A 25,389-nucleotide genomic window follows, 5' to 3' on the forward strand; every position below is an offset into this window, starting at 1 on the left:
GAGAAGGAAAGATAAAAATGAATATTTTAAATAGATATACATTAATAACTGGTGGCACAGAAGGAATTGGACTAGAACTCGCAAAACTTTTTGCGGCGGACAAACATAATTTAATTATTGTAGCTAGAAATGAAGATAAGCTAGAAGATATTAAAGTTGAATTTGAAAAAGAATATAAAATAACCGTGGAAATAATACCAACTGACTTATGTGTGGATAAATTCTGTGAAAAAATAATAAATGTTGTGGAAGAAAAAAAAATTATTGTGGATAATTTAATAAATAATGCGGGTATTGGAAGCTTTGGATTCTTTGCTGAATCAGAAGAGGGCTTTGAGGCGAAACTAATAAATATAAATATTATTGCATTAACTACTCTTACAAAGTATTTTTTAAAAGGCATGATTAAAAGAGGAAATGGTGGAATTTTAAATGTAGCATCTACAGCAGCTTTTACTTCTGGACCTAAGATGTCTATGTATTATTCTAGTAAAGCATATGTTTTGTCATTAACAGAAGCAATTCATGATGAAGTGAAAAGTTTAGGAATAAGAGTAAGTTGTCTTTGCCCAGGACCGGTCAAAACATCATTTCAAGAAAGCGCTGGAATAAAGAAATCAGAAAAAGCAAAAAAATATTTGATGGATGCCAATAGAGTTGCAAAAGAAGCTTATTTGGGGTTTATAAAAGGAAAGACAATAATTATTCCAGGTTATAAAAATAAATTATTAATTTTAGGAAATAAATTAATACCAAGAGTATTAAGCAGAAAAATAATATTAAAGAACAATAGTTAGTCATAAAGTATAATATATGAATAAAAATTCAAAATAAATGTATTTTTATACTTTATATAATTATAGTTATGTGATAATATTGATATATAAAATGAATATTTATTCTGAATGTTTAGAATAAAATTAATGGAATATGATTAAAATAAAAACATTGTATTAAATATAGAACTATCCCTAAATTATCTTGACATAATATCATCTATCAACTAGAATAGTTGAAAAGAGAAAATTTAAAAAGTTAAGGTACACTTTAACTTGGTCCTGTGAGGCCAAAAAGGGAGCATAACTATGATATTTGGAAGCATAATGAAGAATTTCATAGCTTATCTTTTGAATTCAATATTTGTAGGGTATATCACAGGATAGTGAAGAGAACAGTTTTACTGTAGTCTCTTTGTTATCCTTTTGTTTTATATAAAAAAGATTCATAAGGTGTAGTTTTAGCAAAAATATATTTGTAGGAGGCTTGAGCATGAAGGCAAAGCTTATATTAGAAAATGGTATGGTTTTTGAAGGTAAAGCTTTTGGATACCTAAAAGAAAGCGTTGGAGAAGTAGTATTTACAACTGGTATGACAGGTTATCAAGAGGTGCTTACTGACCCATCTTATTACGGACAAATAGTAACTATGACTTATCCTTTAATAGGTAACTATGGAATTAATCTTGAAGATATGGAATCTGACTCAATTAAGGTAAGAGGTTTTATTGTAAGAGAAAAATGTAATTTACCAAGCAATTTTAGATGTGAATTAGAACTTGAAGATTTCTTAAAGCAAGGAAAAGTTATTGGTTTAGAAGGAATAGATACAAGAGCATTAACTAAAGTTTTAAGAAACAGCGGTACAATGAGAGGCATAATTACATTAGAAGATGTTGATGATAAATATGTTAAAGAAAAAGTTGCAGGATTTTCAACAAAGGAAGCTGTAAAGACTGTTACTACAAAGGAGTCTTATATAATTGAAGGAACAGGTAAACATATAGCAATAATGGATTTTGGTATAAAGAATAATATCATAAGGAACTTTAAGAAGAGAAATTGCAAATTAACTGTATTCCCAGCTACAGCTACAGCAGAAGAAGTTTTAAGTGTAAATCCAGATTTAGTATTCTTATCTAATGGACCTGGAGATCCAGAAGACTTAGATTTTGCTATAGAGAATATAAAGAAATTAGTTGGCATTAAACCAATAACAGGTATTTGTTTAGGACATCAATTATTAGGATTAGCTTTAGGAGGAAAAACTTCTAAGTTAAAGTTTGGACATAGAGGATGTAATCATCCTGTTAAAGATTTAGAAGCTAATATTGTTCATATAACTTCTCAAAATCATGGTTATGTAGTAGAAAAGTTACCGGATGATATGGAAGTTACCCATGTAAATATAAATGATGGAACAGTAGAAGGAATGAAGCATAAGACTTTACCAATATATTCAGTTCAATTCCATCCAGAAGCATCAGCAGGTCCAAAGGACAGCGAATACATATTTGATAAATTTTTAGAATATGCACTATAGGAGGGGTAAATGAAATGCCATTAAATAAAGATATAAAAAAAGTTTTAGTTATAGGATCAGGTCCCATAGTTATAGGTCAAGCAGCAGAGTTCGATTATTCAGGAACTCAAGCTTGTGAAGCATTAAAATCAGAAGGTATAGAAGTTGTTCTTGTAAATTCAAATCCTGCAACTATTATGACAGATAAAGACGTTGCAAATAAGGTTTATATAGAACCATTAACATTAGAATTTGTTGAAAAAGTTATTGCTAAAGAAAGACCAGATAGCTTACTTGCAGGAATGGGTGGTCAAACAGGGCTTAACCTTGCTGTAGAATTAAATGACTCTGGTATTTTAGAAAAGTATAATGTAAAAGTAATTGGAACATCTATTGCATCTATTAAAGATGGTGAAGATAGAGAACTATTTAGAAATATGATGAATAAAATTGGAGAACCAGTTATAAAAAGTGAAATAGTAAATGATTTAGAAACAGGTATGAATTTCGCAGATAAAATTGGATATCCAGTTATAGTCAGACCAGCATATACATTGGGTGGATCTGGTGGTGGTATTGCTGATAATAAGGAAGAACTTGAAACTATATTAAAATTAGGACTTCAATTAAGTACAATAGGTCAAGTTTTACTTGAAAAGAGTGTTAAAGGTTGGAAAGAAGTAGAATACGAAGTAATGAGAGATTCTTATGGAAACTGTATTACTGTATGTAACATGGAAAATATAGATCCAGTTGGTATACATACTGGTGATAGTATAGTTGTTGCGCCATCACAAACTCTTTCAGATAAAGAATATCAAATGCTAAGAACAGCATCAATTAATATAATAAATGCAGTTCGAATTGAAGGTGGATGTAATGTACAATTCTCATTAAATCCAACTAGCTTTGAATATGCAGTTATAGAAATCAATCCTAGAGTTTCAAGAAGCTCAGCTTTAGCATCAAAAGCAACAGGATATCCTATTGCCAAACTTGCTGCAAAGATTGCTCTTGGATATGGATTAGATGAAATAAAAAATGCTGTAACTCAAAAGACTTATGCATGTTTTGAACCAACACTTGATTATGTTGTTGTCAAGATACCAAAATGGCCTTTTGATAAATTCTTTGGCGCTGATAGACAATTAGGAACAAAGATGATGGCTACTGGAGAAGTTATGGCTATTGGAGCTAACTTTGAGCAAGCATTTTTAAAAGGTATTAGAAGTTTAGAAATAGGAAAGTATTCTTTAGATCATAAGAAATTTAAAGAACATAGCATTTCAGAGTTAAAAGAGATAGTAATGAAACCAGATGATGAAAGAATATTCGCACTATCTGAAATGATAAGAAGAGACTATATGATAGATAGAATAAACAAGATTACAGGAATTGATATGTTCTTCTTAGAAAAGATCAAATGGATAGTTGAAGAAGAACAAAGATTAAAACTTAGTAAGATTGAAGATCTAGATAAAGAATGGTTGCATAATTTAAAGAAAAAAGGATTTTCAGATAAAGCTATTGCAGATATGCTAAAGGTTACCCCTGATGATATCTATAGATTAAGGGACATATGGAATATAAAACCTTCATATAAAATGGTTGATACATGTGGAGGTGAATTTGAAGCATTATCACCTTATTATTACTCAACTTATGAGCAATATGATGAAGTTGAAGTATCAAATAATAAGAAAGTTATAGTTATAGGTTCTGGTCCAATAAGAATAGGTCAAGGAATTGAGTTTGATTATGCTTCAGTACATTGTGTAAAAGCATTAAAGAAACTTGGAATTGAAACTATAATAGTTAATAATAATCCAGAAACAGTAAGTACCGATTTTGACGTATCAGATAAATTATACTTTGAACCATTAACTGAAGAAGATGTGTTTAATATAATTGAAAAGGAGAACCCAGATGGTGTAATACTTCAATTTGGTGGTCAAACAGCTATTAAACTTGCAAATTTCTTGAAAGAAAAAAATATTGTAACTCTTGGAACTACAGCAGATCAAATAGATTTGGCTGAAGATAGAGAAAAGTTTGATGCATTATTAGAAAGATTAGGAATATCAAGACCAAAGGGTAAAGGCGTATGGACATTAAAAGATGGATTAGAAGAAGCTAAAAAATTAAAATTCCCAGTGCTTGTTAGACCTTCATACGTAATTGGTGGCCAAGGAATGGAAATAACCCATGATGATGAAGAATTAACATTCTACCTTGAAAATGCATTTGCTAAAGATAGTAAAAATCCAATTCTTATAGATAAATACTTAATGGGTAGAGAAATAGAAGTTGATGCAATATCAGATGGGGAAAATGTATTAATCCCAGGAATCATGGAACACTTAGAAAGAGCTGGAGTTCATTCAGGAGATAGTGTTACTATGTATCCAAGTCAAAATTTATCTGACAAGATAAAAGCATACGTATTAGATTATACTAAGAAGTTAGCTTTAGCAATTGGAATCACTGGAATGATAAATATTCAATTCATAGAATTCGAAGGAGAATTATATGTAATTGAAGTTAATCCAAGAGCATCAAGAACAGTACCTTATATAAGTAAGGTAAGTGGAGTACCAATAGTAGATTTAGCTACACAAGTAATGCTTGGAGCCAAAATAAAAGACTTGGGATATGGAATAGATGTATATAAAGAACCTAAATTAGTTTCAGTTAAAGTTCCAGTATTTTCAACTCAAAAATTGCCTAATGTTGAAGTATGCTTAGGACCTGAAATGAGATCGACAGGAGAAGTTTTAGGTATAGGAAGAAACTTAAAAGAAGCTCTTTATAAGGGATTTGTTGGAGCTAATATGTATCCATCAAAAGAAAAAGGGAAGATACTAGCAACAATAAACAAGCATGATAAGGAAGAATTCTTACCTATAGCAAAAGATCTTGCAGCAGTTGGATATAAGTTTATAGCGACTACAGGAACTGCTGAATTGTTAAGAAATGCTGGTATAGAAGTAGAAGAAATTAGAAAAATTGATGAAGAAGAACCAAACATATTGGATATAGTTAAAAATAGAGAAGTAGATTTAGTTATAAATACCCCAACTAAGGGAAATGATTCAAAGAGAGATGGATTCTTAATAAGAAGAGCTGCAGTTGAGAGAAATGTAGGTGTAATTACTGCATTAGATACATTAAGAGCGATTGCGGATGTAGAACTTGCAAAGCTTGATGAAAATAAGGATTTAGAAGTATTTGATATGGCAGCAGAATAAAACATTATAAAGTTAATAAAAGCAAAATAGAATAGAGATTGCGAGGCTACTGAAAAATTACTAGATTTTTTAGTAGCCTTGTATTTATATAAGGTTAGGCACAATCAAATAAATAAAAAGTCCATTTGCCTTATGCATATAAATTGATTTTATATAAACTAGCAGTGAGTAAATTAATATTAGTTGACATGCAAACATGTGTTCTGTATAATGTAATTAATGAACATACGTTTGGTAGGGAGATGTGTAATATGAAGGAAATAGGAAATTTTTATGTAAAATTAAACTGCAAGAATGTTGATAATATTAGAAGTTTGATAATAGATAGGCAGGAAAAATATATTGATAAACAAGAAAAATACATAATGTGTGCAGGGAAATATGATAAAAATGGTTGGACGTTAGTATTTAGAGCTAGAAGTTTTGAAGAAGCAGAAGAACTTGCAAATCTTAATCCATTTATACATAAAAAAGAAGTAATAAATTAAAAAATACATATTAAAATTTATAATCTACAATTCATAAATAAATTTTTTGAAACTATCATAGTTAATTAAGAATTGATCATTGCAATACATATATCAAAAAAATAAGCCACTAACAAGATTTAGTAACTTATTTTATATTTCATATTGTATTTTAGAAATTACAACTGAAAGAGTATCTATTAAATTAACTTTAGAGCCAATGTCATTTAAACGCTCACTTTTAACTATTTTTACAATAGGCCTTAATGGGAAGTTTGGAAGTGTTTGTTCAACTACACAAACATCACCATTGCTAAGACTTACAAGTGTTCCTTGGGGAAATGGAATAACAACCTTGCAAAATACATTAACAATATCATAATCAAATTGCGTGCCAACATTAGACATTAAATATTCTAATACATCATTGGGGCACATAGCTCTTTTATAGGGGCGATCAGAAGTAAGGGCATCATAAACATCAGCTATACTTACAATCCGAGCTAGATAGCTAATTTGTTTGCCTGAAATTCCATTAGGATAACCTAATCCATCAAATCTCTCATGATGTTGTAGAACAATTACTTTAATTTGAGAACTTAAAGTTAAAAACTCCCCTAAAAATTTATATCCATGTACGGGATGTTCTTTAATTATTTCAAATTCTTCTTGAGTTAAACTGTCGGGTTTTTGAAGAATTTCATTTGGAATAAATGATTTTCCTACATCGTGGATTAGTGCACCAATACAAAGATAAAATAAGTTTCTCTTAGAAAGTTTTAAACTAATACCAAGTACAATGGATATTACAGCAACATTCACACTATGAGAATAAGTATAAGTATCCATACTTTTTATATCAACTAAAGACAACAATACATGTTTATTGGATAAAACATTTTCTAATAATTCTTCAGCTATTTTATTAATTGACTTAAAGTATCTTTTTTCTCTTTTTGTATAATCCTTTATACTACGGTTTTCGAAGTTATGAACAGTGGCTATACGTTGTATATCACAAAAGGTTTCTTTAATAATAGATATAGATTTTTGCCTTAATTCTGGTTTTATAATATCTTCAATTTCATAAGAACTATATTCATCAATTATATAAAGAGAAAATATTTTGAAATCCTTGATTTTTTCTAATATAGCCTCTGTTAAAACAACGCCAGATCTAAGCAAGCATCGTCCATCAGAAGTATATATATTTTTACCTAATAATGAATTTTCTCTAATACACTCAATAGGAACTAATCTCATAATTATATACCTCCTCAAACAATAATAATAATTATATCATAACTAATATGTAAAATTATACTATAATAATAAAAAACGTGAAGATAATAGCATTAAAAGTAAATAATATGCAATAAAGTATCTCAAAATAATGTTTATCTTGAGATACTCTATTTTTTATAATAATATTAAATATCTAAAAGGTTCATTTTATAAACGGAATATAAAGTTCTAAGTTGGATCATCTTATCTTCAAGTTCAAGATATAGTCTTGATGCATCAGCATAATCTTCATTATTGAAAGCATCTTTAATTTTTGTAAAAAGACTCTTACTAGTATAATTATCATTTATAAGTAGTTAATACTATCAATATATTTAAAAAAATAATAAGTAACTATTTTAGTCTATTTTATGTGATATGACTAACAGAAATTGTATATAAAGTAGTATATTATTAGTTATACCGAAAATTTATGTTAATAGTATAGTTAAAAATAATTTCTATATAGATTTATTGTAAATAAAGTAATAAAATATTTATTAGATAAGGTATATTTAGAATGACTTTTTTTATTTCATATACCTAATTTTAGAAAAAGATGGAGTGAGACACTTTGAATATTAAAAATAGTCCTATTGGATTTTTTGATTCAGGGGTAGGTGGCTTAAGTGTAATGAAAGAAGCTATTTCTATCATGCCAAATGAAAATTTTATATATTTTGGAGATTCAAAAAATGCTCCTTATGGAACTAAGGAGCTAGATAATGTTAAAAATCTTACTTTGAATGCAGTAGATTTCTTATTGAATAAGAATGTTAAAGCAGTTGTAGTAGCTTGCAACACAGCAACTAGTGCTGCAATTGAAGATATTAGAGATAAGTATAAGAATACTGTTATAATCGGTATAGAACCCGCTTTAAAACCAGCAGTTAAGTTAAAGAGAAAAGGTAATATAATAATAATGGCAACGCCTATGACATTAAAAGAGAAAAAGTTTAAGCTTCTAATGGATAAGTATAAAAATGAATCAAGTATAGTATCATTACCTTGTGCAGGCCTTGTAGAATTTATAGAAGAAGGCATATTAAATGGAGAAAAATTAGAAAATTATTTAAGGCAAAAGTTCAAGCCTTACCTAAATGCTAATATAGCAGCAATTGTTTTGGGTTGCACACATTATCCATTTATAAAGGAAGCTTTATCTAATGTTATTGGAGAGGACATACCACTTATTGATGGCGGGCTTGGTACCTCTCATGAATTGAAAAGAAAGTTAATCGAAAAAGACTTGTTAAATGATTCAAAAGAAAAAGGGAAAATAACAATTTATAATTCTATAAATGATAATAAAATTATAGATTTCTGTTATAATCTAATTAATATAAAAATATAAATATAATTCACAGCTTAGAAGAAATCTATATGAGGCATGAATTTAAATTTATATTTTAGATAATAATATTATTTAAGATTGATATCGAGAGGAGAAATTTAAAAATGAAGAATCCAATTATTACAATGACTATGGAAAATGGTGGGGTTATTAAGGCAGAATTATATCCTGAAATAGCACCAAATACAGTGAGTAATTTCGTAGATTTAATTAATAGAGGTTTTTATGATGGATTAATATTCCATAGAGTTATTCCAGGATTTATGATTCAAGGGGGATGCCCGGATGGTAATGGTATGGGTGGTCCAGGATATGGCATAAAGGGAGAATTTACAAACAATGGATTTGAAAATACATTAAAACATTCAAAGGGAATATTATCAATGGCTAGATCTATGCACCCAGACTCAGCAGGAAGTCAATTTTTTCTTATGGTAGCAGATGCTCCACACTTAGATGGACAATATGCATCATTTGGTAAAGTTATTGAAGGAATTGAAGTAGCAGATAAAATTGTTGCTCAAAAGACTGATAGATCAGATAGACCTTATGAAGATCAAGTTATTAAGAGTGTTACAGTAGATATGCAAGGTGAAGAAATTAAAGCGCCAGAAATAATTGAAGAATAAAATTTTAGTTAAAAAATATAATTATGATAGATAGTTTTCTTAAAAATCATTTCAAAAAGTATATTTAAATTATAGATTTATACATAAAGTAAAGAGAAAAGAGGTGTCACAAATGGCTATAAGTGATAGGTGTATATTAGCATATGGATTAAAACAAGAAGAAATTAAGAAAATTGAAAGCCAAAACATTAAGGTAATAGAAATAAATAATGATACGGCATTAATGAAGTTGGAAGATATAATATGTGAAAAGACCAATGAAAATTCTTATGATGAGTTGCCATTAAATGAAAAGGCACTTATTTTTAATGGATTTAAAGAACAACAATTAAAAGTTACTATTAGATATATTAGAGGTTTTATTCAAGGTGGAGTATTGGCTGTATCTACAACTCAAAATTATAAATGGACCTTTAAATACTTATTAGAACATTTAGTTGAAGAAAGAGAATGGTTCGAGACACAGAAAAAAAATAACTGAGCATAACAAAAGGGGAGAAAGTAAAGTGAGTCGTGTAGGAGAGAATATAAAACAAGCTAGAGAAAAGAGTGGCATGACAGTTAAAGCATTAGCTAAGAAGTTAGGTGTAGCAGATAAATACTTAAATGAAGTTGAAATGGGAAGAAAAGTTGCTCCTGAATCCTTCATAGATAACGCATCTAAAGTTCTGAAGTCTGATTTGAATGATATAAGTATGGTTGTTACAGATGAGGCACTAATGGAAGAAAGGAAGACTTTAAAAGAACTTCCAAAGAGAAATGTGGAGAGTTCAGAAGTTTGGACAGATGCGTTCTCATCAGTACTCAGAAGTGTTCCAATATATAATTATTCGTTATCTGATAAAAAGGGATCTAAAGAGATGCCGATTCATTCAAATAAAATAGAAAATTATCCACAAGATAAGGTATTTTATTTAGAAATAGAAGATAATGAAATGACTGGTTTCAGAATGTTAAAAGGTGATATCGCTTTTGCACATAGTATAAAAGAAGTGAGTAATAATGGATTTTTCCTAATTGACTATAAAGGAAATAGAAAGATAAGACAAATAAAAGTTTTGGGAAATTCAAAAATACTTTTAGTTGGTAATGAAGGAAATCTAATTACTGAAACTATGGAATTAAAAGAAATAGATGTAATTGCGAAATTAGAAAGAATTGAAATTACACTATAGTATCAAGTGAAACTTGATTCAGGTGGGGGTTGATCCCCATCTGAATCTTAGTTGAACTTATCTCTAGGGTCGTGCCGCTGTTATCTCCCACTTATAGAAGTGGGAGTGTTACAGCGGCTAGACATCAGATAAAGAACTATAAGAAGTTGATTTAATAGATTAAATAGAGTTATAAATAAAGAAATAGAGGTTGATTGGATTCCAATTAATCTCTATTTTTGTTACATATAAATACTTAGTTGCATAGGATATCTATATACTTATTTGGGGCGTGGTTATTATTAGAAGTTTAGAACGACAAGTATCATCAAAAGTGGATGCATCAATAGGGTTATTAACTAATGTACCAGCAGCATTATTAGATAAATTAGGTTATAAATTTAATTTAGAAAATCAAAGTAATAATATAGAACTTGTTATTTTATATAGGGATAGTCCAGAGCAAACAAAGACATTTGTTGAAAGTTTAGGCGGAAAGTTTCAAGACTTAGGATTTAACTTTGGAATTGTTGAAATACCTATAAATAAACTAGAAGAACTGTCAGTAAGTAACACAATTCAATATATAGAACTGCCTAAAAACTTATATGAGCAAGATCAAGAAAGTAACAGAGTATCTTGTATACTTGAATTAACTCCTAATTTTGATGTTTCAGGTGAAGGTGTGCTAATTGGATTTGTAGATTCAGGAATAGATTATACACACCCAGCATTTATGAATACGGATGGAAGCACAAGGATAGAATATATTTATGATTTAAGTACTGGGGGAGATATTTATAATAAACAAATGATAAATGAAGCAATAAAGTCTACTAATTCATTTTCAATAGTCCCATCCATTGATAATACAGGGCATGGGACTCATGTTGCAGGAATTGCATGTGCTGGAGGAAATATAAATCAAATGTATAAAGGGGCTGCACCAAATGCTTCTATAGCAATGGTAAAAGCAGCAAGAGGTGTAGCAATTTTAAGCTCTCAAATAATGCAAGGAATTAAATTCTTAATAGATAAGAGCAAAGAACTCAATATGCCTTTAGTTATTAGTATTAGCTTAAGTACAAATGATGGAGCACATAATGGAAGTAGCCTATTGGAACAATATATTAGAACAATAGCTAATTTAGAGAGAGTAGTTATTGTTATTGCTGCCGGGAATGAGGGAGATGCGGGACATCATGTTGGAGGGCAATTAAATAAAACACAAAGACAAATTTTTAACATAGCAAGTGATGAAAAATCAGTTGTCATGAATTTATATAAATCAATTTTACCTAATATATCAATTAATATAATAAACCCAACAGGACGAAGCAGTGGAGATATTACTATACAACAAGGATATCTTCAAGGTGCTATAGGTAGTGATAGATATGATATATATGCAGCAGGACCTAAGCCATTTGAATTAAATAGTGAAATTAAAATAATTTTATCTGCTAGATCCGAGTATCTTCTTGAGGGCGTATGGACTTTAGAGATAAATGTATCAAACGAGTACTTGGGAGAATACTCTATATGGCTTCCGGTATTAGAAGGTCTTAATCCTAAAACCAAATTTTTAGAGCCAATTCAATTTAATACTTTAGGAATTCCTGCAACAGTAGATAATATAATTGCAGTGGGAAGCTATAACTATAGAACTAATAATCTTTCATCATTTAGTGGAAGAGGTGCACAAAATCAAGGAAGTTTAGTAAGACCTGATTTAGTGGCACCAGGAGAAAATATAATGGGTCCAGTTCCAAATGGAAGTTATGATAGTAAGACCGGAACATCTATGGCTACACCTCAAGTATCTGGAATATGTGCGCTAATCATGCAATGGGGAATAGTTAAAGGAAATGATCCATATTTGTTTGGACAAAGATTAAAATACTACTTAATAAGGGGGGCAAAAAGAAGGCGTATAGATGTAATATATCCAAATCCATTATGGGGATATGGAGAAGTTTGTGCTCTGGATAGTTTGAATCTAATCAAAGACGATTTAAGTGCTATTTTAACTAGAAAAAATATAAATTCGAAAGATACATCAGTAACAAATAAAGCATTTTATAAATATAATATTTTGAGGAAAAATATCAAAGGGAAGATTATGGATAATATGAGTAATGGGTCTGATATAGGTAGATTGAAAGTTCAATGCTTTAGAGGTAATGATTATATTCCAATTGATAATGCTAAGATAACTGTAAAAGGATCAACAGGAACTGAAAACTTAAAAACTATTGATTTAGTTACAAATAATGTTGGATTAACACAAGAAATAGAATTACAAGCTCCTCCAGTAGAATATTCCTTAAATGAAAATAATACTAAGCTCCCTTATAGCTTATATGATATAACTGTAGAGAGAAGCGGATTTAATCCAATAATAATAAAGGGGTGTCAAGTATTCTCTACACAAGTTGCTTTTCAAATATGTAATTTAGAAAGCAATTTAGGACGAGGACATATGAGACAGGAAGTAATAGATATACAGCCTAATACTTTAAATGGGAATTTTCCACCAAAGATACCAGAAGAGGTTGATAAACCATTGCCACCACCAACCTCAGGGGTTGTATTACCACAACCTATAGTTCCGGAATACATTATTGTTCATCAAGGAAGTCCAAATGATCCAGCAGCACCAAATTATAAAGTACCATTTAAAGATTACATCAAAAACGTCGCTTCATGTGAAATATATTCAACTTGGACTGAATCAGCTATAAGAGCAAATATTTTTTGTATGGTATCTTTTACGTTAAATAGAATTTATACTGAGTGGTATAGAGGTAAAGGTAAAAATTTTGATCTTACAAATTCAACAGCTTATGATCAAGCATTTAATTATGGAAGAAATATTTATGATAGCATAAGTGTAATTGTAGATGAGATTTTTTCTACTTATATAAGGAGAATTGGAAAGAAACAACCACTTTTCTCACAATATTGTGATGGAAAGAGCGTTACATGTCCACAATGGTTAAGTCAGTGGGGTAGTCAATATTTGAGTACACAAGGTAAGGTTCCATATGAGATATTGAAATATTATTATGGAAATGATATTGAATTAGTTACAGCTGAAAAGGTTGCTGGAAGTCCTCAGTCTTATCCAGGGAATGAGTTAACTATTGGATCATCTGGTGAGTCTGTAAAAACAATTCAAAATCAACTTAATAGAATAGCTAGAAATTATCCTTTAATTCCTAAAGTTGCTGAAGACGGACAATTTACACCGAAGACTGCAGAGGCAGTAAAAGTATTCCAAGGAATATTTACATTGCCACAGACTGGCATAGTTGATTATGCAACATGGTATAAAATATCAGATGTTTACGTTGGGGTAACTAAAATAGGAGAGCTTACCACTACTGAATCAAGTAGACTTTGGAGGGGAAATGAATTTATTCCACCAGTTCTATCAAGTTTAGATAATAAAAGAGAAATTCCTAAATTTTACTATTAAAATACACAAATGAAACTGGTATATTTAATTTAATACTGCACATAATAATACTTGAAAGAGGTGATTGTAATGGGAAATGATTTTAAAGATGATTATTGGAGATTACTCCAAAAATAACTTTTAAATCCCCATAGGTACACTTATTTCAAAATGAATCCAGGGTTTAAGAATAAGCCCTGGTTTTATTTTGTGTATAATCACTTAAATGTTAAATGAGGAAATTAAAAAAGTCACAAAAATATTGAAATATAATTAGTTGAAATTTATAATAATCGGAAAATAAATAATTTGAAATCAAACATTCGTGATTAAATAAATGATTCTTATTTCTAATCTAAGAAGTACAAGCATAGAATCATAGTTTATTTGCTTACACCTTCTAAATTAAAGGAAGGAATAAAATCAGAATTATTAGTACCCTCATCTTGAATAAATCCATTTGTAACTCCAAGTTCTACTGCATAATTAATTAAGCTATCATAGTGTTTTGGATTAAGGGGTTTATTTATTTCAGGGTAATCGCAAGCCTTAAACATAGGTACATATTGATTCATTAAACTTATATAAATTTTATCACCATACCTATTGTAAATAAGGTCAATTACTTTTTTTGAATCGAAAAGAAGCCCTGGAAGCATTAAGTGCCTTACAATAACACCTTTAAGAATATTACCTTTTGAATCAAATTTTGGTTCTCCAACTTGACTTATCATCTCATCAATTACTTTTATGGTATTAGAAGCATAATCATTTGCACTAGAGTATTTAATTGCATATTTATCATTAAAGTATTTAAAATCTGGCAAGTAAACATCAATATATCCATTTAGTGATTTTATCGTTTCAATAGAATCATAGCTATTTGTGTTATAAAGAATAGGTATTGTTAATTTATTTTTCTTTGCAATTTTTAGTGCTTCTATTATTTGAGGAACATAATGGGTTGGAGTAACTAAATTAATATTATTAGCTCCTTTTTCTTGAAGCTCCAGAAATATTTCAGAAAGTCTTTCAATAGATACTTCCATCCCAGAAATAGATGTTTCAGTTGTTGAAATCTGAATATTTATATTGCTCGGAGCAGAAGAAATATTTTTTTCAATTCCTTGGCTTATATCATGATTTTGACAAAATACACATTTGAAATTACAATGAGAAAAAAATACAGTACCAGATCCATTACTTTGAGAAATAGGAGGTTCTTCGCCAAAATGTAATGCAGCTCTAGCAATTTTGACTTTATTTGAAGCTTTACAAAATCCAATTTGATTATCATTTCTGTTAACTTTGCAATTTCTATGACAAAGAGTACATTCATCTAACATATCTAAATAATTCATATATATCAATCCTTACGATAATTATTAAAACATTTTTACAAAAAGTATACCATATTTACTTTTCAGATGTTTTAGAAAAATCTTTTTTATGTTTAAAGAAAAATATTATACATTGAGATATGAAAATTAAACTTAATAATCCAAACATAGGGTATAGCTTAGTTATGAGATTTCCAAATCCAAATTGAGAAATTAAAAGAGCGATACCTAAAACTACGAATATAGCTTTTTTAAATTTAATATTAAAGGATTGTTCTAAGGTTTTACTTATTGAATATATATCTGAAACCTCAGTAGAAAACATTTCTAACCAGATAATTACAAGTAACAAAGCTTGAATAATATTACCAAACCTATTTGCTACAAAAAGCAGTGGAATTTCATAGTTATATATATAAGGTTGATTAACGGTTAATAATAAATTTATCATTAAGCAAAGTATAGTGAGTCCAATTGCACCTGTTATTACTCCAATAATCATGGTTTTAGTTTTTTTCATTTGAGTACTAAGTGGAACCAAAACTCCGGAGGCTGAAAGGGTGTTATATCCTGCATATAATATTGTTGAAATAGCAAGTCCTGATTTTTGAGGTGGAAAACTAGATATATTGCTAAGTGAAATTGTATCTTTGCAAAATGAAAAGTATAAAGCTGTAATTAATGTAAGGGTTACAATCAATCCTGGAACAATAAAAGAATTAACTTCAATCAAACCTTCAGTATCACGAAGTAGAAAAAAGACTGCAATTGAAATCATTATTAATGAGCCAAGTATTTTGGGTATCCCAAAAAATTGATGAATTAAGGCTCCACTTCCAGCAAGTATTATAGAAGCACTGGAAATAAGAAAAAAGGTAGTTATAAAACCAGTAAATTTTCCGAGTATGTTAGGACTTATTATATTTATAACATCACTATATGAACTTAGATTATAATAAATACTGATATTTGAGATTATAGAGCCCATTACAATATAGAAAATACCACAAGCTATAATACCTAAAAAACTACTTGATCCATACATGGTGAAAAATTCTGTAATTTCTTTTCCTGAGGCAAGTCCAGCACCAACAATTGTACCAATAAACACTGTGGCAACTTGAAATACCTTGAGTAATTCTTTTTTCAATATTTATCCTCCTCGAAGAATGTTCCTTGTATTAATATATAAGGTTTACCTTTGATTTATTCTTTAAATTTACAATATTTAAATAAGTAATCTAAAACACATTAAAAAAACAATAAGTGATTATGCTAGTTTATTTGATATATAAATTTCTTTAATACGATTAATGTACATTTAATAATTTTAAATGTACAATGAAGAAAGAAAAATTAATTTGGGATTTTTAAAATTTGTTAATAAATTTTATAGAGAATTTTGAATTTAGTGATCATGTGAAAATCAGGAGGAAGTATGAATAATTTTTGGAATGGAAAGAGATATCATAGTTTAAACTATTTTTTAAGAGATAAATTTGGAGAAAAGGTATTTAAAATATCTTTAGATGGAGGATTTTCATGTCCTAATAGGGATGGGAAAATAAGTAGTGGAGGTTGTCTTTTCTGTAGTGAAAGCGGTTCAGGAGATTATGCTGGAGATAGAGAATTGTCTATTACAAAGCAATTTAATCATATAAAAGAAATGATGGCACATAAGTGGAAAAGCGGAAAGTATATTGCCTATTTTCAAGCTTATACTAATACATATGCACCAGTTGAAGAATTAAGGAGAAAGTATGAAGATGCTTTAAACCAAGAGGATGTTGTAGCAATTGCAATAGCAACAAGACCAGATTGCTTAGGGGATGAGGTATTGGATTTACTAGAAGAGATAAATAATAAAGTATATCTTTGGATAGAACTTGGGCTTCAAACTTCAAATGATGAAACTGCTAAGAGAATAAATAGAGGATATAAATTAGAAGTTTTCGAAGATGCGATGAAAAAATTGAAAGAAAGAAATATTGACGTAGTAGTACATGATATTCTGGGATTACCAGGTGAAACCAAGGAGGATATGCTAAAAACCATAGAGTATATTGCTCAATCCGGTGCTAAAGGAATTAAGTTTCATTTATTGCATTTAATGAAGCAAACGCCAATGGTAAAAGTATATGAAAAAGGTGAACTTGAATTCTTATCACAGGAAGATTACATAGAGTTAATAACAAAAGGCATAGCAATGATTCCTAAGGAAATGGTAGTACATAGATTAACAGGAGATGCACCAAGAGAACTTTTAATTGGACCTATGTGGAGTTTGAAAAAATGGGAAGTCTTAAATTCCATAGATAAAGCGTTAGAAGACAATGATTTGTGGCAGGGAAAAAACTTTAAGTGAAGATAGAAGGGGAGAGTGGAAATGAAAGTAGATATTATAATATCAGCTGATGATATAACTGAAAGTAAAATTGAAAATAAGATAGCAGTTGTAATTGATATGTTTAGAGCAACTTCTGTAATAGTCACAGCACTAAGTAATGGGTGCAAAGAAGTTATTCCTTATTTAACAATTGAAGAAACATTAGAACATGCTAAGGAACTTAATAGAGAAGATTACATACTAGGTGGAGAAAGAAGAGCTGTTAAGATAGACGGCTTTGATTTATCTAATTCACCATTAGAGTATACAGAATCGGTAATAAAAAATAAGACGGTATTAATGACGACTACAAATGGGACCAGAACTCTTACAAAATCAACTTCTGCTAAAAGAGTATTAATAGCAGCTATGATAAATGCAAAAGCAGTAGCTAAAGAATTAATTAATATTAATGAAGATGTAGTTATTATTAATGCAGGAACAAATGGTAATTTTTCCATGGATGATTATATTTGTAGTGGATATATAATTAATGAAATGTTGAAGGCTGATAAAGATTTAGAACTTACAGATATAGCAAAGACAGCGAATATTATATATGAAGGAAATACCGATATCATAAGCTACGTAAAAGAAGCTACACATTATTCAGTTATGAAATCTCTAGAATTAGATGAGGATATTGAATATTGCATAAAAAAGAGCATTACAGATATAGTGCCAGAATATAAAGATAAGAAGATAACAAGATAAGAAGATATATAAATTAAAAGGGATATATTCTAATATGGTACACCATAAATATGGTGCACCATATTTATTCTTCACCATATATATGGTGAAGAATATGCACAGATAAAAAAAGTGCGATAGCACAATTAAGAACTTTTACACATATAAACAAAGTGCGAAGAACAATCAAGAACTTTTAATAGCACAATATCTTTAGATTTTAGACTAATAAAGTTATTCTTGAGATTGCCTTAATAAATCGTTTATCCGTGGAGAACAATTTTTCCCTTTGCAAGGACCACTACCAGCACCAGTGGCCTTTTGAACTTCTTCTATAGTAGAGGCACCATTTTTAATAGCTTCTTTAATTTTAGCTCTAGTAATTAGTTTACAAGTACATGTTTTTGTTAATTTATCTAAAATAGCTTCATTTAAATTATTATCCATATCAATTCTCCTAAAATATATTTTCAAATTTGAAAGAATGAACCCTTCACCTTAAATTATACATTTTATAGTTTAAATTAAAAAGCATATTATAATAAGTAACTTTGTTATTTTATAGAAAATTATCATTAAGCTACTGATTCAAAAATAGTTGATTTAAAAGTGATTTCAGTATAGTAAGAAATATAAGTAAAATTAAGCAATCATTAAGAAAACTATTATATAATTAGAATAAATTTAAGCAATAATTATAAAAGTGCTTATGGGAATTTACTAAGGATTTTATAATTATTACATTGGGAGTGGAAATAATGATAAAAGTGTTACTTGTTGAAGATAATATCGAGATAAGTCAAAATATAGTTGAATATTTTAAAGGTGAAGTAGAAATTGAGGCAGTTTATAATGGAGGAGATGCTATTCAATATTTAGATGTTTATACTTATGATGTTGCAATATTAGATCTTATGTTGCCAGAAGTAAGTGGAATGGATGTTTTGAAGCATATGTCTAAAAATTGTTTAAATACAGGTGTAATTATATTAACAGCAAAAGAAGAACTTGGAGATAAGCTTAAAGCTTTCAATTTGGGTGCCAATGATTACTTAACTAAACCATTTTTCATGGAAGAATTAAAGGCTCGTATTAATTCTATTTTAAAAAGTATGGGGAAAGTTAAGAAGCCTAATATTCTTGAATTTAAAAGTATGCAAATTGACATGAAAACAAGACGCGTTTACATAAATGAGAATGAGTTAGAATTAAACGAGAAATTATATAAACTTCTTGAATACATGATTATAAATAAAGGTGTATTGTTATTTAAAGAACAGATATTTGATAATATATGTGGATATAATAGTGATGCGGCAACTGAAATAATTGAAGTGTATATAAGTAGATTAAGGAAGCAGCTAGGTGCATTTGGATATGGTAAATATCTTATAACTAAGCGAGGAATGGGATATTTATTAGATGAAAGTATAGAGGATTAGGATATGAAGAAAGATATATTTATGGCTACAAAGAAGAATATCATAGCCATAAGTACGAGTGTAGTATTTGTATGTCTCATTGTATTTGCAATAATAACGAATGCACTATACTCTTCTAAGGTATTAGATAATGTAGATCGTCAGCTTTTAGAACAACAAAAGATTTTAATTGAACAACCTTTTACTCTTAATTCTGAATTAAGTTTTGATGAAGCTAACTTTATTCCACATGAAAATAAACCAGAAGGTGAATCAAAAATTCAGTCACAAAATAAAATCGAAAATCAAAAAGAAACTCGACATGAAAATTTTGGAGGTAAACAAAATGGAAAGACTAAGCGTATTCCACCGAACTTAATTGTTATTATATATAACAATAATAAATTTGAAGTTATGAGTAAAAATTATTATTTTAGTGAAGATGACTTGCCGGTACTTCCAACAAGTGCAGAAGGTGAGATAGTTACATTAACAAGTAATGGATATAGCTTTAGAGAGACTATAATTAATAATGGAGATTACAAAATACAAGTCATTGCCAATATTGATTCTGAAGTAAGTTCACTAAATAGATTAAGAGCTTCAATTATAAAGAGCTTAGTTATATTGATTATAGTTGCTATAATTCTTTCTACGTATCTTGCATCTAGAGTAATAAAACCAATTAGAGAAGCTTATGAAAAACAAATTTACTTTGTTCAAGATGCATCTCATGAAATGAGAACTCCATTAGCTGTAATAAAAGGAAAGTTAGAATTATTAGCTCATTCATGGGGTGATACCATAGATGATCATTTTGAACATATTTCAAAAATGATGAGTGAAGTAAGGGGATTGGAAAGGTTAACTAGTAATTTATTGTTATTGTCTAAAGAAGATTTAGATTTAGCCGTTAATATAACAAACTTCAAGTTAGATGATTTTATTAATGATATAGGTGAATTTTATACAGATTTAGCAGAAATTAAAGAACGGAATTTTAATGTTGTAAAACCAAAGGAAGAAATATTTGTCCAATGGGATTATGACAAGATAAAAAGGGCAATTGTAATATTAATTGAAAATGCATTTAAATATACTAATGAAAATGGAGAAGTAGATTTAATTATTGAAGATATGAATAAACATATTAAAATAACAGTCAAAGATAATGGAATAGGAATTAAAGAAGAGGAACAAAAGCGTATATTTGATAGATTTTATAGAAGTGACGCAGTAAGAGGACAAAATATTAGTGGAACTGGGATTGGTCTTAGCTTATTAAAATCCATGTCAAAGAATTTTAGGATTAAACTAAAAGTAAATTCAGAATATGGAACTGGTTCTGAATTTATATTAATGATTCCTAAAATAATAAAATAAAAACAGTAATAAACCTAAGAACAAATAAGAAGTATTTTCCTTGGCTTGTTATTAAGTTTATTTTTAAATAGTCCTAATTAAGAATATCAGATGTTAATGAATAGTGATTTCTTAATATCTATATTTATGGCCACCTACTATAGCTGAGATTATTACAGCAAAAAAGAGAACATAAATAACAATAAATATAAGTGTGATTATAAATGCAACAAATCCTGCTCTATTCCAAGTATCTTGAACTAAGAAAAATTCTCTTGGATTAGAATAATTTCCATTTTGCCAAGCCCACTCATTTCCCTTGACACCACAGACAAATATCCAAACAATATTAAGTATTGGAACAAGACATAGTAAAGGAAGATAACTTTTATTTCCTATTCCCCATATGATGTTATACATGAATGCTCCCCAATTCCATTTTTTAATTTCATTAGGGATAACTCCATTTGAATAGTTATTTTCTGGATAATTTGAAGTTTCCATTAAAATATTCCCCCTATTTTTTATTTTATGTTAATAATTAAATTAAGAATAAAATTATAACATTAATACATGTTATGTTCAAATGTGAAAAATATGGGTTTAAAGTAAAAAATATAAATACATATTTACAATAATAATTCTAAAACAGATCACTGAAGCATAAGTATACAGAGCCTAGTTGAATTATATTAAATTGTAGCTTATACTAAGTTAAAATAGGAAACAATATCCCATCAATAGTTCACTATTAATTGACATTTAAAAATCATTAATATATAATTATTTAGAATGAAAGACTATGATTAGGAAAAGTATCTTAGATGTTATTTTTAGAGAGTAGCTGTTTGGTGAAAAGCTATATTAAGTCTTAGAGAAAATCACCTAGGAGTTGGGGACTGAAAAGCAATAATTTGCTAAATAAGTTATCACGTAACAGCCTGCGTTAAAGGGTAGAGTATGCATGTACTTGAAATAGAGCATTTGATTTTTAATTTAAATGTTTAACCATAGGTGGTTTGCGAGTTTAACTTCGTCCTGTAGGATGAAGTTTTTTTACGTTCATAAAAGGATATAATAAAGAAAACAATTTTAAAGAAAAAAATATATAGTTTACTCAGCATGAAAGGGGAAAAATTTAATGTACAATAAAGTAGATTCGTCAAAAGGCACTGTAAATATGGAACAAGACATTGCAAAACTTTGGACAGAAAAAGATATTATAAAGAAGAGTTTTGATTCAAATCAAGACGGAGAGTATTTTACTTTCTATGATGGTCCTCCAACAGCAAATGGAAAGCCTCATGTTGGACACATATTAACAAGAGTTATGAAAGATATAATCCCAAGATATAAAGTTATGAAGGGATATAAGGTTATAAGAAAAGCTGGATGGGATACACATGGACTTCCAGTAGAATTAGAAATAGAAAAGAAGCTTGGAATATCAGGAAAAGAGCAAATTGAAGAGCTTGGTATAGAGAAATTTGTTAAGGAATGCAAAGATAGTGTGTTTTCATATGTAAGCTTATGGAAAAAAATGTCTGAGCAAATAGGTTATTGGGTTGATATGGATGATCCATATGTAACTTACCATGATAATTATATTGAGTCTGAATGGTGGGCTTTAAAACAAATGTGGGATAAGAAATTATTATATAAGGGTCATAAAGTAATGCCTTATTGCCCAAGGTGTGGAACTGCCCTTTCATCTCACGAAGTAGCTCAAGGATATAAGGATGTTAAAGATTTAACTGCTACAGCTAAATTTAAGGTTAAGGGAGAAGAAAACAAGTACATATTAGCTTGGACAACAACTCCTTGGACTTTACCATCTAACTTAGCATTGTGTATTAATAAATCATATACATACTGTGAAGTAAAAGTAGAAGGTGAAATTTATATCTTAGCTAAGGATTTAGTAGAAAAAGTTTTAGGCGAAAGAGAACATGAAATAGTTAAAGAATTTAAAGGTGAAGACTTATTGGGTATGGAATACGAACAATTAATGCCTTTTGCTAAAGTTGAAGGTAAAGCATTTGTAGTAATTCATGGAGATTATGTAACACTTTCAGATGGTACTGGTATAGTACATATTGCACCAGCTTATGGTGAAGATGATAGCGTTGTTGCTAAGAAAAATGGAATTGCATTTGTAAACTTAGTAGATACAAATGGTAACTTTGTAGAAGAAGTTACACCATGGGCAGGAAAGTTTGTTAAAAAATGTGATGAAAGTATTGTTAAATATTTAGAAGACAATAATCAATTATTTAGTGCACACAAACATACGCACTCATACCCACATTGTTGGAGATGTGATACACCACTTTTATACTATCCCAAAGATAGTTGGTTTGTTGCAATGACACAAATGAGAGATAAATTAATTGAAAATAATAATAAAATAAATTGGTATCCTGATAATACTAGAACAGGAAGATTTGGTAAGTTCATTGAAAATGTAATTGATTGGTGTATTTCAAGAGATAGATACTGGGGAACACCACTTCCAATATGGGAATGTGAATGTGGTCATAGAGAATGTATAGGTAGTAGAGAAGAATTAGAAGCAAAAGCAACTACAGAATGTAAGGGAATAGAATTGCACAAACCTTATGTAGATGCAATTAAATTAACATGTCCACACTGTGGAAAAGAAATGACTAGAACTCATGAAGTTATTGACTGTTGGTTTGATTCAGGGTCAATGCCTTTTGCACAATGGCATTATCCATTTGAGAATAAAGAAACTTTTGAAGCAAATTTCCCAGCCCAATTTATATCAGAAGCTGTTGACCAAACAAGAGGATGGTTCTATACATTACTTGCTATTTCAACATGTATATTTGATACAAATTCATTTGAAAACTGTATTGTATTAGGTCACGTTTTAGATAAAAAAGGAATTAAGATGTCTAAGCATAAAGGAAATGTTGTAGATCCATTTGAAGTATTAAATAGTCAAGGAGCAGATGCTACAAGATGGCATTTCTACACTGCAAGTGCACCATGGCTTCCAACAAGATTCTCGGTTGATGATGTTGGAGAAGCTCAAAGAAAGTTCTTAGGAACATTATGGAATGTATATTCATTCTATGTTTTATATGCTGAAATAGATAATTTTGATCCAACAAAATATGGAGATTTTGTTTCAGATAATATAATGGATAAATGGATTATATCTAAGTTAAATACATTAATTGAAACTGTTGATGATAATTTAAATACTTATAAAATCACTCAAGCAGCGTTAGCTATTGAAGATTTTACAGATGAATTATCAAATTGGTATGTAAGAAGAAATAGATCAAGATATTGGTCACAAGAATTAAGTGATGATAAAATAGGTGCTTATGTAACTTTATACAATGTATTAACAAATTTAGTGAAGGTTGCATCACCATTTGTACCATTTATGACAGAAGAAATTTATCAAAATTTAGTTGTAAATCTTGATAAAAATGCAGAAGAAAGTATTCATTTATGTGCTTGGCCAGAAGTTAAGAAGGAAGCTATAAATAAAGACTTAGAGAAGGAAATGGATTTAGCTTATACACTTGTTAAGCTTGGTAGAAGTGCTAGAAATGCTGCTAATATTAAGAATAGGCAACCACTTTCAGAAATACTTATTTCAACAAAATCTCTTCCAGAATATTATGGAGATATCTTAAAAGAAGAGTTAAATATTAAGAAGGTTGAACTTGGAGCTGACCTTTCAAAACATGTGAACTTTGAAATAAAACCTAATTTACCTGTTATAGGAAAGCTATATGGTAAGTTAATTCCACAAATAAAGAAAGCAATTTCTGAAAAAGATCAAATGGAATTGGCTCAAAAGATCAAAAATGGTGGAAGTGAAACTATTGATGCTAATGGAACAGAGATAGTTCTTAATGGCGAGAATCTTTTAGTTACAATGCAAGGCTTAGAAGGATATGCATTTGCAGGTGAAGGAGAACTTGGAGTTGTTTTAGATACAACAATAACACCAGAACTTCAAGAAGAAGGTCATGTAAGAGAAATTATTTCAAAGATTCAAAACATGAGAAAAGATAAAGGATTCGAAGTTTCAGATAAGATAAAACTTTATGTAGCAAATAATGATATGTTATTAGATGTTATTAAGAAGTTTGAAGAAACAATTAAGAAAGAAACTTTAACTTGTGAAGTTATTTATAAGGCTGAAGCTGATTATACAGAAATAGTTATAAATAGTGAAGCATTAAATATGACTGTTGAAGTTATGACCTCAAGGGTCACAATGTAAAGTAGAAATAAATAATGACTAGG

General features: G+C 29.2%; 19 protein-coding genes and 1 other annotated feature. Of the genes, 14 read left to right on the forward strand and 5 right to left on the reverse strand.

The window, feature by feature from the left end:
* The first annotated feature begins 17 nt into the window (after nucleotides 1-17).
* The 4 genes from psyc5s11_RS00185 to psyc5s11_RS00200 all read left to right on the forward strand — a co-directional run bounded on the left by psyc5s11_RS00185 (nucleotide 18) and on the right by psyc5s11_RS00200 (nucleotide 6,034).
* Nucleotides 18-797, forward strand: a complete 780-nt coding sequence (locus psyc5s11_RS00185) for an SDR family NAD(P)-dependent oxidoreductase (protein ID WP_224035681.1) — start codon at nucleotides 18-20, stop codon at nucleotides 795-797.
* 472 nt (nucleotides 798-1,269) lie between these two features.
* Complete coding sequence (gene carA / locus psyc5s11_RS00190; protein WP_224035682.1) at nucleotides 1,270-2,319, forward strand: glutamine-hydrolyzing carbamoyl-phosphate synthase small subunit; 1,050 nt, start codon at nucleotides 1,270-1,272, stop codon at nucleotides 2,317-2,319.
* A gap of 14 nt (nucleotides 2,320-2,333) precedes the next feature.
* Entirely contained in the window at nucleotides 2,334-5,546 is a 3,213-nt protein-coding gene (gene carB, locus psyc5s11_RS00195; RefSeq protein ID WP_224035683.1) for a carbamoyl-phosphate synthase large subunit, read from the forward strand.
* A gap of 251 nt (nucleotides 5,547-5,797) precedes the next feature.
* Nucleotides 5,798-6,034 carry a hypothetical protein gene (locus psyc5s11_RS00200; protein WP_224035684.1) on the forward strand — a complete coding sequence of 79 codons (237 nt, stop codon included), beginning with the start codon at nucleotides 5,798-5,800 and terminating at the stop codon, nucleotides 6,032-6,034.
* Nucleotides 6,035-6,166: 132 nt separating this feature from the next.
* Here the strand turns inward: psyc5s11_RS00200 and psyc5s11_RS00205 are convergent, their stop codons facing one another.
* Entirely contained in the window at nucleotides 6,167-7,276 is a 1,110-nt protein-coding gene (locus psyc5s11_RS00205; RefSeq protein WP_224035685.1) for an HD-GYP domain-containing protein, read from the reverse strand.
* Between the two features lie 595 nt (nucleotides 7,277-7,871).
* Between psyc5s11_RS00205 and murI the strand changes: the two genes are divergently transcribed.
* The 5 genes from murI to psyc5s11_RS00230 all read left to right on the forward strand — a co-directional run bounded on the left by murI (nucleotide 7,872) and on the right by psyc5s11_RS00230 (nucleotide 13,915).
* Complete coding sequence (gene murI, locus psyc5s11_RS00210) at nucleotides 7,872-8,651, forward strand: glutamate racemase (protein WP_224035686.1); 780 nt, start codon at nucleotides 7,872-7,874, stop codon at nucleotides 8,649-8,651.
* 104 nt (nucleotides 8,652-8,755) lie between these two features.
* Complete coding sequence (locus tag psyc5s11_RS00215; protein ID WP_224035687.1) at nucleotides 8,756-9,280, forward strand: peptidylprolyl isomerase; 525 nt, start codon at nucleotides 8,756-8,758, stop codon at nucleotides 9,278-9,280.
* Nucleotides 9,281-9,392: 112 nt separating this feature from the next.
* A complete protein-coding gene (locus psyc5s11_RS00220; RefSeq protein WP_224035688.1) occupies nucleotides 9,393-9,761 on the forward strand; it encodes a DUF3783 domain-containing protein in 369 nt (122 codons plus the stop codon).
* Nucleotides 9,762-9,786: 25 nt separating this feature from the next.
* Entirely contained in the window at nucleotides 9,787-10,455 is a 669-nt protein-coding gene (locus tag psyc5s11_RS00225; RefSeq protein WP_224035689.1) for a helix-turn-helix domain-containing protein, read from the forward strand.
* A 280-nt stretch (nucleotides 10,456-10,735) separates the two neighbouring features.
* Nucleotides 10,736-13,915: a S8 family serine peptidase gene (locus psyc5s11_RS00230; RefSeq protein ID WP_224038103.1), complete on the forward strand. Its 3,180-nt coding sequence runs from the start codon at nucleotides 10,736-10,738 to the stop codon at nucleotides 13,913-13,915.
* Between the two features lie 362 nt (nucleotides 13,916-14,277).
* On the opposite strand, the gene psyc5s11_RS00235 is transcribed toward psyc5s11_RS00230, so the two are convergent.
* Both psyc5s11_RS00235 and psyc5s11_RS00240 read right to left on the reverse strand, forming a co-directional pair.
* On the reverse strand, nucleotides 14,278-15,255 hold the full coding sequence (locus psyc5s11_RS00235; protein WP_224035690.1) for a radical SAM protein: 978 nt from the start codon (nucleotides 15,253-15,255) through the stop codon (nucleotides 14,278-14,280).
* A 55-nt stretch (nucleotides 15,256-15,310) separates the two neighbouring features.
* Nucleotides 15,311-16,384, reverse strand: a complete 1,074-nt coding sequence (locus tag psyc5s11_RS00240) for a YkvI family membrane protein (protein ID WP_224035691.1) — start codon at nucleotides 16,382-16,384, stop codon at nucleotides 15,311-15,313.
* Between the two features lie 288 nt (nucleotides 16,385-16,672).
* Here psyc5s11_RS00240 and psyc5s11_RS00245 point away from each other — a divergent pair, with 288 nt between their 5' ends.
* Both psyc5s11_RS00245 and psyc5s11_RS00250 read left to right on the forward strand, forming a co-directional pair.
* A complete protein-coding gene (locus tag psyc5s11_RS00245) occupies nucleotides 16,673-17,599 on the forward strand; it encodes a TIGR01212 family radical SAM protein (RefSeq protein ID WP_224035692.1) in 927 nt (308 codons plus the stop codon).
* 21 nt (nucleotides 17,600-17,620) lie between these two features.
* On the forward strand, nucleotides 17,621-18,334 hold the full coding sequence (locus tag psyc5s11_RS00250) for a 2-phosphosulfolactate phosphatase family protein (RefSeq protein ID WP_224035693.1): 714 nt from the start codon (nucleotides 17,621-17,623) through the stop codon (nucleotides 18,332-18,334).
* 213 nt (nucleotides 18,335-18,547) lie between these two features.
* On the opposite strand, the gene psyc5s11_RS00255 is transcribed toward psyc5s11_RS00250, so the two are convergent.
* Nucleotides 18,548-18,760 carry a (2Fe-2S)-binding protein gene (locus psyc5s11_RS00255; RefSeq protein ID WP_224035694.1) on the reverse strand — a complete coding sequence of 71 codons (213 nt, stop codon included), beginning with the start codon at nucleotides 18,758-18,760 and terminating at the stop codon, nucleotides 18,548-18,550.
* Between the two features lie 311 nt (nucleotides 18,761-19,071).
* Between psyc5s11_RS00255 and psyc5s11_RS00260 the strand changes: the two genes are divergently transcribed.
* Both psyc5s11_RS00260 and psyc5s11_RS00265 read left to right on the forward strand, forming a co-directional pair.
* A complete protein-coding gene (locus tag psyc5s11_RS00260) occupies nucleotides 19,072-19,755 on the forward strand; it encodes a response regulator transcription factor (RefSeq protein WP_224035695.1) in 684 nt (227 codons plus the stop codon).
* 3 nt (nucleotides 19,756-19,758) lie between these two features.
* Nucleotides 19,759-21,117 carry a sensor histidine kinase gene (locus psyc5s11_RS00265; protein ID WP_224035696.1) on the forward strand — a complete coding sequence of 453 codons (1,359 nt, stop codon included), beginning with the start codon at nucleotides 19,759-19,761 and terminating at the stop codon, nucleotides 21,115-21,117.
* Nucleotides 21,118-21,228: 111 nt separating this feature from the next.
* Here the strand turns inward: psyc5s11_RS00265 and psyc5s11_RS00270 are convergent, their stop codons facing one another.
* Nucleotides 21,229-21,600 (reverse strand): ribonuclease G, encoded by a 372-nt coding sequence (locus tag psyc5s11_RS00270; protein WP_224035697.1) that lies wholly within the window; start codon nucleotides 21,598-21,600, stop codon nucleotides 21,229-21,231.
* Nucleotides 21,601-21,889: 289 nt separating this feature from the next.
* Nucleotides 21,890-22,140, forward strand: a binding site (T-box leader).
* Between the two features lie 97 nt (nucleotides 22,141-22,237).
* Between psyc5s11_RS00270 and ileS the strand changes: the two genes are divergently transcribed.
* Nucleotides 22,238-25,366, forward strand: coding sequence for an isoleucine--tRNA ligase (gene ileS, locus psyc5s11_RS00275; protein ID WP_224035698.1), 3,129 nt, complete (start codon nucleotides 22,238-22,240; stop codon nucleotides 25,364-25,366).
* Nucleotides 25,367-25,389: the final 23 nt, after the last annotated feature.

The organism is Clostridium gelidum, from assembly GCF_019977655.1.
GTDB classification, from domain to species: domain Bacteria; phylum Bacillota; class Clostridia; order Clostridiales; family Clostridiaceae; genus Clostridium; species Clostridium gelidum.